We start from the raw sequence: 13,204 nt of genomic DNA, 5'->3' as shown, positions 1-13,204 counted from the left end.
CGTGCGCTGCCGCTGGCGTGCGGAAGTTGCAGCCCAAATTCTGCACGACACCAAGCCCCCGGCCTGGCACCGCCCCGGAAGGGTCTGCGACAAAAATATTTTCGTGAACAAAGTGAATCGACCAGATTGCGCCAACGGGGAACAGGTGGTAAAAATCACCTGCTTGCCCGCTTCACACCGGCGCCGCGGCAAAATTTCTGGGCGGTGCCGCCCTTTCAACCATCGCTTGCCGGCATGATTGCACAATTGCACGGACGCTTGCTCAGCAAATCTCCTGCCCGTCTCCTGCTCGAGGTCAATGGCGTCGGCTATGACATTGCGATTCCCCTCTCCACCTATGAGAAGCTCGGGCCGGTGGGCGAAAGCATCACGGTCTTCACCCACTTGCTGGTGCGGGAGGATGCCCTGCAGCTTTTTGGCTTTGCCACGCTGGAGGAAAAGCAACTTTTTCTGCATCTGTTGACTGTCAATGGCGTGGGGCCCAAGGTGGCACAAAGCATATTGAGCGGCTGCACCGTTGAGACCTTCTGCCGTTATATTCAGCAGAACGAGATCGGCGCGTTGACCGCGATTCCGGGCATCGGCAAAAAAACCGCGGAACGGCTGGTGGTGGAACTGCGCGACCGGCTGGCGGGCTTTGCGGTGACGGGTGAAACCACCGCGACACCGGCGGTTTCGGCGCAGGCCAATGAGGCATTGCTGGCCCTGGTTTCACTGGGCTATCCCCGACCGGCCGCGGAGAAGGCGATCAGGCGGGCGGTGGAAGCAAACGGTAGTGCGGGCGTGGAGGAGCTGCTCAAAGCCGCCCTGCGCCATATTTGAAAACGAGAAATGAGTTCAGCCATGCCTGAGAAAGTCCCGCATTTCAACGACCGGCGTGCCACCACTCCCGATGCTCTGGAGGGCGAGCGCGATTTCGATCAACGCCTGCGGCCGGCCCGGCTGGACGATTTCATCGGCCAGGAAAAAATGAAGAGCAACCTGCGCGTGTTCATCCAGGCAGCGCGCGGCCGCCGCGAGGCGCTCGATCATGTCCTGCTCTACGGCCCGCCCGGCCTGGGGAAAACCACCCTGGCCAACATCATCGCCAACGAGATGGGCACACAGATCAAGACCACTTCCGGGCCGGTGCTGGAGAAAGCCGGGGATTTGGCCGGTTTGCTGACTAACCTGGGCGAGGGCGACGTGCTGTTCATCGATGAGATTCACCGCCTGAATCGTGTGGTGGAGGAATATCTCTATCCCGCGATGGAGGACTACAAGCTCGACATCATCATTGACAAAGGTGCCAATGCGCGCTCGATTCAACTGCGGCTGCCCAAGTTCACGCTAGTGGGCGCCACCACCCGCGCCGGTCTGCTGACCAGCCCGATGCGCGCCCGCTTCGGCGTGGTGATCCGGCTCGACTATTACACCGCCGAGCAACTGCGCGTCATCGTCGAGCGCTCGGCGCGCATTCTGCAAATCGTGATCGAGCCGGCGGCGGCGGTGGAGCTCGCGCGGCGCTCGCGGGGCACCCCGCGCATCGCCAACCGCCTGCTGCGCCGGGTGCGTGACTTTGCCCAAATCGCCGGCAGCGGTATGGTCAGCCTGGAGCTGGCAAAATCCTCGCTGGCACAGCTCGATGTCGACGAACTCGGCCTGGATGAGATGGACAAGCGCCTGCTGCGCACGCTGATCGAAAAGTTCAACGGCGGCCCGGTGGGGGTCAACACCCTGGCCGTGGCGGTGGGCGAAGAGGCGGGCACGCTGGAAGAAATCTATGAACCCTATTTGATCCAGGAGGGTTTTTTGAAACGCACGCCGCGCGGCCGCGTGGTCACGCCGCGCGCCTATCAGCATCTCGGTTTCTCACGGCCGCCACACCACGCCGCCACCCAGCAGGAGCTTTGGTGAGCGCCGCGCGCTGCTGCACTACTCCCAACGCCGCCGGCCCGGCGGCGCCGCTCGCTCGCGAGGGGCGAACTGCTAACCAAATGGAAAGACGTTGACCGATGAAACTCTCCGATTTCAAGATCAACATTCCGGAAAAACTCATTGCGCAATACCCCGAGAAGAAGCGCGACAAGTCCAAGCTCATGGTGGTTGACCGCGAGCAGAAGACGATCGCAGAAAAAATTTTCTCCGACATTGTGGATTACTTCGGCCCGGATGACTGTTTGGTGATCAATGAGACCAAGGTGTTTCCCGCGCGTTTGATCGGCACCAAGGACAAGACCGAAGCCAAAGTCGAAATCTTTCTGCTGCGCCAGTTGGAAAACGGCCTGTGGGAGGTGCTGGTGCGGCCGGCCCGCAAAGTGCGCGTGGGCAACCGTCTGTCGGTCGGCCGTGAGCTGTCCTGCGACGTGATCGACAACACCGTTTCCGGCGGCCGCGTGGTGCGCTTCAACTTCAACGGCGATTTCTTCGAGATCGTGGAACGCCTCGGCCAGTCGCCGCTGCCGCCCTACGTCAAGCGCAACCCCGAGCCGATGGACAAGGAACGCTACCAGACCGTCTATGCCAGCGTGCGCGGCGCGGTTGCCGCGCCCACCGCCGGCCTGCATTTCACCAAGGAACTGTTGAAGAAAATCTCCAACAAGGGCACGCGCATCGTGCCGATCGTGCTCCATCTCGGCTTGGGCAGCTTCCGGCCGGTGATCGTCGAGGATTTGAGCCGCCACAAAATGGATTCGGAATACTTCGAAATCAGCCCGGCCACCGCCCAGGCCATCAATGAAACCATGAAAAAGGGCGGCAAAGTCTATGCGGTCGGCACCAGCGTCGTGCGTGCGCTCGAAACCGAAGTCACCAGCGAGGGCTGGGTCAAGCCCGGCCGCGGCTGGACCGACAAGTTCATCTACCCGCCCTACGATTTCAAAATCGTCGACCGCTTGATCACCAACTTCCATATGCCCTGCTCCACCATGCTGATGCTGGTCTGCGCCTTTGCCAACCGCGATCTCATCTTCAAGGCGTATCGCAAGGCCATCAAGGAGAAGTGGCGCTTCTACAGCTACGGCGATGCCATGTTGATCCTGTAGCACAGACCTCTGCTCTGCAAACCACCGCAGGCAGGAGGCCTGCGCGGCCCAATCTTCACAGGCGTGATCGTTTTTCCCAGAGCAATGCGCTTTGATGTGGCACCCGGAGAAAACGTGCAAGCTTCCGCGATCATCGTCGCCGCCGGTCAGGGAACACGCTTTGGCAGCGAATTGCCCAAGCAATTTTTACTGCTGTGTGGCCGCCCCATTCTGGCGCACACGCTGCTGCGCTTCGAACAGGCGGAGCAGATCGGCGAGGTGGTCCTGGTGGCGGCTGGCGGCTGGCAGGCTTACATCGAACAAGAGATCATCCGCCGTTTTCAAATCAAGAAATGCCGCCGTCTCGTCAGCGGCGGCAAACACCGCCAGGATTCGGTGTGGGCCGGCTTGCAGGCACTCCATCCGCCCGCGGACAGCCTGGTGGTGGTGCATGATGCCGTGCGACCGCTGTTCACACCCGACCTGCTGGCGCGCGTGCTCGCCGGATGCGGGCAGGCTGAGGGCTGCATCCCCGGCCTGCCGCCAAAAGACACGGTGAAGCAAATCTCCGCACAGGAGATCATCAGGACAGTGGATCGTGAAACGCTGCGCCTGGCGCAAACCCCGCAGGTCTTCCGCGCGAGCGCACTCCAGCAGGCGTTCCAACGGGCACGCATGGAAAATTTTTACGCCACTGACGAAGCCGGTTTAATTGAACACATGGGAGGCAAAGTGGTGTGGGTGGAGGGTGAGGAGAAAAACTTGAAAATCACCACGCCCGGCGATTTACAAATCGCGGAACTCTTTGCGCGGGAGCTTGGCGCATGCGCGTAGGTTTCGGCTACGATGTTCATCCCCTGGTCAGCGGCCGGCCGTTGATTCTCGGCGGGGTCACCATTCCCCATGATACCGGTTTTGCCGGCCACTCCGATGCCGACGTGCTCAGCCATGCCATCGGCGACGCGCTGCTGGGCGCCGCCAATCTCGGCGACCTGGGCACGCATTTCCCGGACAGCAACCCGCGCTTTGCCAATATCTCCAGCCTGGTGCTGCTGCAGGAAATTGCCCGCCTGCTGGGCGAGCAGCATTACACGATCGTCAATATCGATGCCACCATCGTGCTCGAGGCGCCCAAAGTCATGCGCTTCGCCGCCCAGATGCGTGCGAACCTTGCCATCGCCCTCTCGCTCACTCCCCCTCAAATCTCCATCAAAGCAACCACCTCGGAAAAGCTGAGTTTCATCGGACGGCAGGAGGGTGCCGCCGCCTTTGCCGTGGCCTTGATCGCGTGATGCAGGCATCCAGCCCAGGCTCGTTGAGTTTTCAAACAATGCCAAAACTCTCACCCGGGGCATGCCCCAGTTACGGATGGGGACTTGGCGCAGACCTCATCATCTGGTCTGCAGGCAAGGATGCCGGCATTACTCCGCGCGTTACCGGGGGATTATTCACACCAGGAGGCAGAGACGCAAGGAGTTTTTCTGCCGCAATTGCCAAACAACCAGCCGCAGCACCACAAAAATCACACCGGCCATCAAGTTTTCCCTCCGGCTCATGCTTGGTTTGTGAATTTTGCACCCAGATTGATTCCATCCGCGAGTGACGCCGCTTGGATCGCAACGCTCAACCACCCAGGGGGTGCATAAAAAATTTTGCAGGCAAACATGCTGTCAACTCCGGTGGGAGTGAACTGTTTTTAGTGAAGCGACATATCGCATTTCCCAAAACTCCGTCAGGAGGGACCTGCTTGGTCCTCCTCGAAAAAACGCGCCAGATCATAAGAAATTTTACAGGCCGCTCCTCACGGAGTTTAAAAACACGCAAGATGCCCATGTCTACAAACAGTTCACTCCTGACGGCGTTTGGTAAACACGCCGGTTCTCCCGGACAACAGAAAGCCAGCATGCAACATTCAGGTGGTTCGTGTTTCAAAAATCTTGGCAGCAACCTTGCAGTTCCCTGTTTGATCGGCGACAGCCCGGCCGTGGCATTCCTGCAGAGAACATCCGCAGGATCGCAAGATCAAGCCAGGGTCAAACCGTGGCAGAACGATTACGCTTTGCCAAGTCCCTGCGGCTTACATCCTTGCGTGTTGTGACTTTGGGATTTTATTGCTGCACAAAAGTTGGCAGCATTGGGCTGGCAGCCTGCGCCACGGCATTTTCGTGCGCTGCGGCATCAGGGGATTCATACCCAAAAATAAAGGCAGGTGCCCGCCGCTCACCAGACGGATGATACTGGTGACCCCGGCATTTTTTCTCCCGGCCGCTGTTGCAGGTGGTGTGCTCTCGAGGGGCGGGGTTCAGCGTTCTTTATGGGCGAGCTCATCTTTCGGGAGGGGCGGCCTGCCCGCGGGTTTCCGATCCGCGAATTTCAAACCCACGATGCCGAAGAGAATCAGGCCGATGCACAGCAGACGAAACCAGCCGGCGGGTTCGCGCAAATGCAGGATGCCGAACACCGCCGCGCCCACAATGGCGATGCCCATCCAAATGGCATAGGCGGTGCCCATCGGCAGGGCGCGGATCGCGAGCGAGAGGAAATACGCGCTGCCGAATCCGAAAACGGCATAACACACCACCGGCCACACTCTGGTGAAACCATCGGTGAACTTCAGGCTGATCACCCAGCCGATTTCCAGGAGGCTGGCCAGCAGCAGATAAAGCCACGGCAAGAGCGTTGGAATCACGTACCCTGTCCGCTGCTTGGGTGAGCCTCTGTGGTGCCCGGCAGTGGCCCGGGCGCCTCAAATTTGCGAAAGGCGAAAAGGAGCTGGCGGAAATAATTCTTGGGGAAGCGGTAATCCAGGCCATAGCGTTTGGCTTTGCGGTTGTAGGGCAGATAGGCGGTGCCGAACAGCCAGTCCCAAATTGCCAGTTTGGTGGCGAAGTTTTTGTTGTAGGCAGCGGGGTCATTGGCATGATGCCAGCGGTGCATCTCGGGGCCGTTGAGCAGGAACTGCAGCACGCCGGTGCGCACATCCAGGTTGGAATGGATGTACATTCCCCAGATGGCACTGACCGCGCCCTTGTAGAGCGCCACTTCCGGTGCGGCACCCAACAGCACGATGGGCAGAAACTCGACGGTCTGGTTGATGAGGATCTCGCCGGCATGTGAGCGCACCCCCGACAGCCAGTCCACTGCCGCGGCAGAATGATGTGCCTCGTGCAGGCGCCACAAATACTTCGAGTGATGCTGCCAGCGGTGGAACCAGTAGATGTAGAAATCGTGCGTCACCACAAAAAAGGCAAGCTGCAGCCACACCGGCCAGCCGGCAATCAGACGCAGACGCGAAAGGCCGGTGCGGGCATCGATCGCGGCGATCATGGTCGAGATGAGCAGGCCGAGCAGAAAACTCTGCAAAAAGTTGTAGAGCACCAGATCATCGAGGAACCCCTCGCGCCAGGTCTTCTGGCCGCGGTTGTAGGGAAAGCGGCGCTCCAGCACCAGGAACAGCAGCGCGGCTGCAACAATGGCGGCCGAGGTCAGCAGTTGAATTTGCGGCAGTGTCATCACACCATCACGGCTTGATTTTGCTCCTGGCGATAACGGCGCAACTTCCTGCGCACGTCGACTTCGCTGTCATACACCCGCTTGATGCCGTCGCCCAGCGAACGCTCGATGTCGCGGATGTTGGCCACCAGCCGGTGCATGCCCATCACCTCCACTGAGGCGGCCTGATCGGTGCCCCACATGGCGCGATCGAGGGTGAGGTGGCGCTCCAGAAAAGTTGCGCCCAACACCACCGCCGCCCAACTCGGTGCCAGGCCGATCTCATGGCCGGAATATCCCACCGGATTGCCGGGGTAGCGCTGTTTGAGTGTCTGAATCATGCGCAGGTTGAGCTCCTCCGGCTTGCAGGGATAACTGGAGGTCGAGTGGGCAATGAGAAGATTCTCCGTGCCAATGGCCTTCACCGCCTGCTCGATCTCCTGCGGCGTGGACATGCCGGTGGAAATCATCACCGGTTTGCCGGTTTGCCGCATCTTGCGCAGCAGCGGATGATCAGTGAGCGAGGCCGAAGCCGCCTTGTACAGCGGCGGGTCGAATTGCGCGATGAAGTCGACCGCGGCTTCATCCCAGCAGGAGGCAAACCAAATGATGCCGCGTTCGCGGCAATGCCGGTCGATTTCGGCAAACTCGTCGCTGCCGAATTCCATGCGATGGCGGTAATCGATGTAACTCATCCGCCCCCAGGGGGTGTCGCGCTCGACATGCCATTGCTCGCGCGGCACACACAGCTCGGGGGTGCGTTTTTGAAACTTGACGGCATCGCAACCCGCGAAACAGGCGCCGTCGATCATCTTTTTCGCGAGCGCCAGCGAGCCGTTGTGATTGATGCCGATTTCGGCAATCACGAAAACCGGCATGCCGTCGCCGATACAGCGATCGGCCACCATAACTCTGGCCATTGCTTGCAGCATGGTTGTTTTATCCTCTTCGATTGGAACGATCACCAGACCGGGCCGGCGATAAAGAGGCTGCCTGCCCGGAGCGCCGCCGGGGAGCAGGGATTCAGCGCACCGGTTGGGCACCAAGCCAGACCGCGGGCAACGTCACCCCCTGCTGACAATGCCGGCTGGCGGCAATAATCAACTCGGCAAATTCGCGAAAAGCACCGTGCCCGCCGCGCGCGCGGCACACATAATCGACGCGGCGCCGCACCACCGGCATGGCGTCCCGCGGACAGGCCGAGAGCCCGACTGCCGCCAAAATCTCAAGATCATTGACATCATCCCCGATGCAGGCGATTTGCTCACTGCTCAGCTGGCTCACTGCCTGAATCGTCTCCAACATGAGCATTTTGGATTTGACGCCGAGATAGACTTCGGTGATTTTGAGCTTTTCCGCGCGGCGCTTCACCGCCAGCGAAAGCTCGCCGGTGATGATGCCGGTTTCCACCCCCGCCAGCTCGCGCAGCCGCGCCACACCCATGCCGTCACGAATCGAAAACCGCTTGAACTCCTCGCCGGCGTCGGAATAGTAAACGCCGGTGTCGGTGAGCACGCCGTCGCAGTCGGTGAGCAGCAGTTTGATTTTGGCCGCCCTGGCGGGCAAATTTTCCGCCGGGCGACCGGGGCGTTGAAGCATCATAAGTGACTCCCTTGACTCGCCGCGCGGTCATCGCCTGCTGCCGCAGCGATAGCCGGCGGGAAGAGGCATGGTGAAATTTGCCTTCATGGTTCCAGTTGACGCGCCGGGGCCGTGGACAGCGGCGGGCGCGGTTTGCTGTGAAAATGGCTGGTCTTGCGGAACACCGGCTCGACCGGTTCGCCGCGCAGATGCTCCGCCACTTTGTTCTCCCGTACCGCCCGCGCCAGCAGGGGCAACACATGGGCATAGGCCGCCAGGGTGTAATCGATATCCTCGTCGCAGTGGGAAAAGCTGAGCGTGTGAAAACCGGACCACAGGATGCCACAGCGCAACAACTCCTGCTGCAGCAGGGATTTCAACAACAGGGGCGGCGCCGCCCGTTCATCGAAGGTCACCAGCGTGCGGCAGTCATAGCCGACACAGCGCGTGTAATCCATTCCCAGGCGGGCTGCCAGTTGGTTGTAACCCTCCTTCAGTTTTTTGCCCAGGCGGGCGAGATGGGCCGGAACGTTTTTCTCCCGAATTTCGGCAATCGTTGCTTTCGCCGCGGCCAGCGAGAGCGCTTCGCCGCCGAAAGTGGTGAAGAAAAAGACGTCGCGCTCCAGCAGCTTCATGATCTCGCGGCGGCCGGTCAACACGGCGAGCGGCATGCCGTTGGCGATCGCCTTGGAGTAGCAGGCGAGATCGGGCTGGATGCCGAAAAATTCCTGCGCCCCTCCCACGGCGAGACGAAAGCCCGTCCACATCTCATCGAAAATCAGCAACGCGCCCCGGCGGCGGCAACTCTCCTGCACGTATTCGAGAAAGCCCGGGCGTGGCGGTTGAAACACGACCGGTTCCATGATCACCGCCGCCACTTCTGCATCGAGGGCGGCGTCGAGCGAAGCGGGATCGTTGTAATCGAAGGTGTAGGTCAAATCGAGCTGGCTGGCGGGAACCCCGCGGCGCCGGTCGGTCACGGTGATGTACCAGTCATGCCAGCCGTGATAACCGCAGCAGAGGATCTTTTCGCGGCCGGTAAAGGCGCGCGCCAGCCGCACTGCCGCACTGGTGACCTCGGCGCCCGTTTTGCTGAAGCGCACCGCTTCGGCGTTGGGGATCACCCCGGCCAGCAACTCCGCCACCTCCACTTCCAAAGGATGCATCAGCGAGAAGGTGATGCCGCTGTCGAGCTGGCGGCGAATGGCCTCATCGACTGCGGGGTGGGCATAGCCCAGCACCAGCGGACCGATGGCCATGTTGTAGTCGAGATAGCAATTGCCATCGACATCCCACACCCGGGCACCGCGGCCGCGTTCGAGATAAACGGGCGCGACGCCGCGGACGTATTGCCCCGGCCCCTTCGCCAGGGTTTGAGTGTGTGCCGGAATCAGACCGGTGGCACGCGCATACAGTGCTTGCGAGCGCGCAATTGCGGGATAACTGCGCCGCGACCACTCCTCGTTCGATTTCATCTCCAACCTTCCTGCCTGTTCTCAAAGCATGTTCACCTTCCAAAATTCATCAGCTCCAGTGCAATGCGCTCGGCAATGCGTTCGGCGGTGAATCCCTCATGCACCAGCACCTCGTGCAGCAACGCGGGTTTGAACCAGCGATTGGGCAGGGCGAAGGGCAGCACGGTGACGCGCCGCGGTTTGTTGACCAGCAATTCCGCCACCGCGCTGCAGAGGCCGCCACGCACAAAGTGATCTTCAATGATGACCAGCAGGCGGGTGTCGCGCGCAGCCGCCAGAATGGCGGCCTCATCGAGCGGTTCCAGCGTGCGCAGATTGAGCACCCGCACGCTCAACCCCCTGGCCTTGAGCAGCAGTGCCGTGCGGCAGGCCTCCACCAGCAGAGTGCCATGGGTGAGAATGGTGGCATCCTGGCCGTCAAGCACCAGTTCGGCCTGGCCAATCTTGAAAACCGGATTGTGCATAAGATCGGAGTTCTGCTGGTTGAAGCGAATGTACCAGGGATGCGCGTCCGGCAGGATGGTCGGCAGGCCGAGCAGCAGCTCTTCGCGATCGCTGGGACAAAACACCCGCATGCCGGGAATGGCACGCATGAGGGCAATGTCTTCCAGGGCCTGATGGGTGGGCCCGTTGGCTTCCGACAGCAGCCCGGGCAGATAGCCCACCAGTTTCACCGGGAGGTGGGCAATGCCGATGTCGGTGCGGATGAACTCGAAGGCGCGCATGGTGAGAAAGCTGGCGAGCGCATGCACCACGGGAATGCGCCCGCGCAGGGCCAGGCCGGCGGCCATGCCGATCAGTGTTTGTTCACAAATGCCGGTGTCAAGGAAGCGCGGGCCGAGACGCGGCGGCAGGTTGCGAATGGCCGCGCGATTTTCCGCCGTCAGCACCAGCAGGCGGTCATCCTGCTCGGCCAGCTTCAGCAAGAGTCTTTCGTAGGTCATGGCTCAACGCACCGTGAGCGCCGTGGCGGTCAGGTCTTCCACCTCTTCGCCGTGCAGTTCCCGCAGCAAGGCTTCGATCTCACGGGAGGAGAAATCACAAAACCAGCGGTCGGCACGGCCTTCCAGGCTCGGCAAACCCTTGCCACGAACGGTTTCTGCGATCAGCACCTGCGGCTGCCCGCCCGCCAGCGGCCAGCCGGTGAGCGCGCGATGCAACGAGACGAAATCATGACCGTCGGCCTGCGCGACCCGCCAGCCAAAAGCCCGAAACTTGTCCGCCAGCGGCTCCAGCGGCACAAGCTCTTCGGTCGGCAAATTGGCTTGAAAGCCGTTGCGATCGACGATGGCGATGAGATTCTCCAGGCGCAGGGCGGCGGCCACCAGACAGGTTTCCCACACCGAGCCTTCATTCAGCTCGCCGTCACCGAGCAACACCACGATTTTGTTGCGCTGCTGCCGCAGCTTGCAATCATAGGCGACACCGGCCGCCACCGCGAGCAAATGCCCGAGCGATCCGGAATGGAACTCGACGCCGGGGATGTCGCGGTTGGGATGCCAGTAGATGACGTCGCAGGTTTGCAGATGATTGCGCAGCCGCGCCGCCTCCAGCCAGCCCAACTCGACAAACATGGCATAGAGGGCCGGCACATCGTGCCCTTTGGAGAGAAAGAGATAGTCGCGTGCCGGATCGTCGAGGTTGCCAGTTTTGACATTGAGAAAATGCGAATACAAATAAACGATGACATCGGCGCAGGAGAGCGAGGCGCCGAGAAAGCAGCCGCCATTGGTCGCCAGACGGATGACGTGTTCGCGCACACGCAGCGCGCGCTGTTGCAGCAGCTCGAGTTCAGCGGGTGACAGGCTCATACTTTTTGCCCGGATCATCCGGCAGGCGTGTGTCCGCCGGCCGGATCGTGTGCAATGCGTCGAGATGATGACGGTACCAGTTCACGCCGAGATAGCGCTGGTTCAACCGGCGCAAATCCGGCCGTTCTTCCAGCAGGTGCAGAATGTCAGCGACGCCGAAGAGGGGATGGCGGGGATGCAAGGCGTCAAAGACCGCGCGAATCAAGGCATAATCTTCGGCATAATCCAGGGTGTAGCGATGACTCATGGCATAATTCCCGGGAAGATCGATGCTGACATTGCGCAAACGAAAGCGCTGCGGCTGATCCCACAGGAAGGGCGTGGTGTGCTCGCGTTCGAAATCCCGGTGTGCCTCGCGCCAGGCGGTGGCCAGGGCGGTGCGTGACATCACTTCCACATCGTTGCCGTCGGGAAAACTGGCCGGATGAAGATTGCTGACGTAGTCGCAAGTGCCGGCATGTTCGAGATATTCTCCGATGACGCGATCGATCACCGCCGGATCGATGAGCGGACAATCGGAGGGGATTTTCACCACTGCTTCCGCCTGCCAGGCAAGCGCCGCACGGTAGTGCCGGTCGAGCAGATCGGTGGCATGGCCGCGGAAGCAGTGCGCGCCGATTTGCCGGCAGAGCGCAGCCAGCACGTCATCGGCTGCGTCACTGGTCGTCGCCACGACGATCGTGCCGGCATGGCGGGCGGCCCGCACCCGTTCCAGCATGCGCTCCAACACCGTCCGGCCGCCGAGCGGCAGCAGCACCTTGTTGGGCAGACGCGACGACCCCGTGCGCGCCTGAATGATGGTCACTACGCGCGGTTTCATGCGGCAAAGGCTTTCCTGCGGTCCGGTGCAAGGGGCGGCCGGCCCGGCCATGCTGACGGCACCATGACCGCGGGCCGGGACAACAGCTCGCGGCATACCGCAGCGATGTTGTGCGCCGAGGTGCCGCCGTTTTGAATCGGGGCCAGGGCGCGCAACTGTTCGAGATCAAAACAGGAGTGCACCTCTTTCTGCAGCGCCAGGCCGGTGTAGACCACCGAGGAATATTGCGTGATCAGCACGTCACAGTTGGCGATCATGTGATGCACGTTGCCCTCCTGATAGATCGTGGCCTCGGGCACGCAGGCGCGAATTTCGCGGGCGGCACGCGCGAAGATTTCGTTGGGATGCAACTTGAAGATCATCGGCCGGCCGGCGGCAATGGCGCAGGCGCGCTGCAAAAAACGTTTGCGGTTGTCGAATTTGAACGTCTCGCGCGTGTCGGAGGTCGCCACCAACACGAAATGCCGGTGGGGAAAATCATTGTGCCGGTACTGCGCCGCGTTGTCAAAATTGGGGATGCCTGTCACCACCAGGCGGTCCGGCGGAACGCCCTTCCTGATAAAAAGCTGGCGGTAGCCCTCCGAGGCGACACAGAATTTTTCGTAGAGGCCGGAGAGACCGGTGGTGGAGGTGCTGGCGAGGTAGCGCGGCAGGCGCAAATGCTTCACCAGGTGAAACATGAAATTTTCGGGGTCGGTCATGCCCTCCTGCACCAGGACGATCTTGCGCCGTCGCACGTTTTTGGGGATGATGAGATCGCTGCAGGTCACCACCAGGTCGTAATCGTGTGCGACGCCGCCCGGATCAAGGCGCAGGCCGTGATGCTGCAGATAGGCTGTCGCGCGCGCCCGGTGTTTCCCGCCCAGCACGCTGAATTCCAGCCAGCCATGGTGGGCCAGTTTTTCGATCAGGGGATCGCCATAATAGGGCGTATACCAAACGTCACATTCGGGCAGCGCCTGCGCAATCTGATGCATCATGGTGGTCTGATTCAGGCTGCCGCAGATGAACAAGACTCGTGGC

General features: G+C 61.1%; 14 protein-coding genes. 5 read left to right on the top strand and 9 right to left on the bottom strand.

What is annotated here, in order from left to right; all coding sequences use genetic code 11:
- Positions 1-234: 234 nt before the first annotated feature.
- The 5 genes from ruvA (at position 235) to ispF (ending at position 4,294) form a co-directional block, all read left to right on the top strand.
- On the top strand, positions 235-822 hold the full coding sequence (gene ruvA, locus ONB52_00225) for a Holliday junction branch migration protein RuvA (GenBank protein MDZ7414562.1): 588 nt from the start codon (positions 235-237) through the stop codon (positions 820-822).
- Between the two features lie 21 nt (positions 823-843).
- Positions 844-1,896: a Holliday junction branch migration DNA helicase RuvB gene (ruvB, locus tag ONB52_00220; GenBank protein ID MDZ7414561.1), complete on the top strand. Its 1,053-nt coding sequence runs from the start codon at positions 844-846 to the stop codon at positions 1,894-1,896.
- 98 nt (positions 1,897-1,994) lie between these two features.
- Complete coding sequence (gene queA / locus ONB52_00215; protein MDZ7414560.1) at positions 1,995-3,023, top strand: tRNA preQ1(34) S-adenosylmethionine ribosyltransferase-isomerase QueA; 1,029 nt, start codon at positions 1,995-1,997, stop codon at positions 3,021-3,023.
- A gap of 114 nt (positions 3,024-3,137) precedes the next feature.
- Entirely contained in the window at positions 3,138-3,836 is a 699-nt protein-coding gene (ispD, locus tag ONB52_00210; protein MDZ7414559.1) for a 2-C-methyl-D-erythritol 4-phosphate cytidylyltransferase, read from the top strand.
- Positions 3,827-4,294, top strand: a complete 468-nt coding sequence (gene ispF, locus ONB52_00205; GenBank protein MDZ7414558.1) for a 2-C-methyl-D-erythritol 2,4-cyclodiphosphate synthase — start codon at positions 3,827-3,829, stop codon at positions 4,292-4,294. The genes ispD and ispF overlap by 10 nt, the downstream gene beginning before the upstream one ends.
- 1,010 nt (positions 4,295-5,304) lie before the next feature.
- Here ispF and ONB52_00200 read toward each other — a convergent pair.
- The 9 genes from ONB52_00200 to ONB52_00160 all read right to left on the bottom strand — a co-directional run bounded on the left by ONB52_00200 (position 5,305) and on the right by ONB52_00160 (position 13,161).
- Complete coding sequence (locus ONB52_00200; GenBank protein ID MDZ7414557.1) at positions 5,305-5,676, bottom strand: multidrug efflux SMR transporter; 372 nt, start codon at positions 5,674-5,676, stop codon at positions 5,305-5,307.
- Between the two features lie 11 nt (positions 5,677-5,687).
- Positions 5,688-6,515, bottom strand: a complete 828-nt coding sequence (locus tag ONB52_00195) for a sterol desaturase family protein (protein MDZ7414556.1) — start codon at positions 6,513-6,515, stop codon at positions 5,688-5,690.
- Positions 6,515-7,414: an N-acetylneuraminate synthase family protein gene (locus tag ONB52_00190; GenBank protein MDZ7414555.1), complete on the bottom strand. Its 900-nt coding sequence runs from the start codon at positions 7,412-7,414 to the stop codon at positions 6,515-6,517. Before ONB52_00190 ends, ONB52_00195 begins: the two co-directional genes overlap by 1 nt.
- Positions 7,415-7,517: 103 nt before the next feature.
- Entirely contained in the window at positions 7,518-8,093 is a 576-nt protein-coding gene (locus tag ONB52_00185; protein MDZ7414554.1) for an HAD-IIIA family hydrolase, read from the bottom strand.
- An 86-nt stretch (positions 8,094-8,179) separates the two neighbouring features.
- A complete protein-coding gene (locus tag ONB52_00180; GenBank protein MDZ7414553.1) occupies positions 8,180-9,550 on the bottom strand; it encodes an aminotransferase class III-fold pyridoxal phosphate-dependent enzyme in 1,371 nt (456 codons plus the stop codon).
- A 32-nt stretch (positions 9,551-9,582) separates the two neighbouring features.
- The gene (locus tag ONB52_00175; GenBank protein MDZ7414552.1) at positions 9,583-10,494 is read right to left on the bottom strand and encodes a transketolase; all 912 of its coding nucleotides are present in this window, start codon (positions 10,492-10,494) and stop codon (positions 9,583-9,585) included.
- A 3-nt stretch (positions 10,495-10,497) separates the two neighbouring features.
- Positions 10,498-11,361 carry a thiamine pyrophosphate-dependent enzyme gene (locus ONB52_00170; GenBank protein ID MDZ7414551.1) on the bottom strand — a complete coding sequence of 288 codons (864 nt, stop codon included), beginning with the start codon at positions 11,359-11,361 and terminating at the stop codon, positions 10,498-10,500.
- Positions 11,342-12,181, bottom strand: a complete 840-nt coding sequence (locus tag ONB52_00165) for a glycosyltransferase family protein (protein ID MDZ7414550.1) — start codon at positions 12,179-12,181, stop codon at positions 11,342-11,344. The genes ONB52_00170 and ONB52_00165 overlap by 20 nt, the downstream gene beginning before the upstream one ends.
- The gene (locus ONB52_00160) at positions 12,178-13,161 is read right to left on the bottom strand and encodes a hypothetical protein (GenBank protein ID MDZ7414549.1); all 984 of its coding nucleotides are present in this window, start codon (positions 13,159-13,161) and stop codon (positions 12,178-12,180) included. The genes ONB52_00165 and ONB52_00160 overlap by 4 nt, the downstream gene beginning before the upstream one ends.
- Positions 13,162-13,204 lie beyond the last annotated feature (43 nt).

Source organism: candidate division KSB1 bacterium, from assembly GCA_034506255.1.
Classification (GTDB): domain Bacteria; phylum Zhuqueibacterota; class Zhuqueibacteria; order Zhuqueibacterales; family Zhuqueibacteraceae; genus Coneutiohabitans; species Coneutiohabitans thermophilus.
This window is presented reverse-complemented; position numbering and strand designations above follow the sequence as displayed.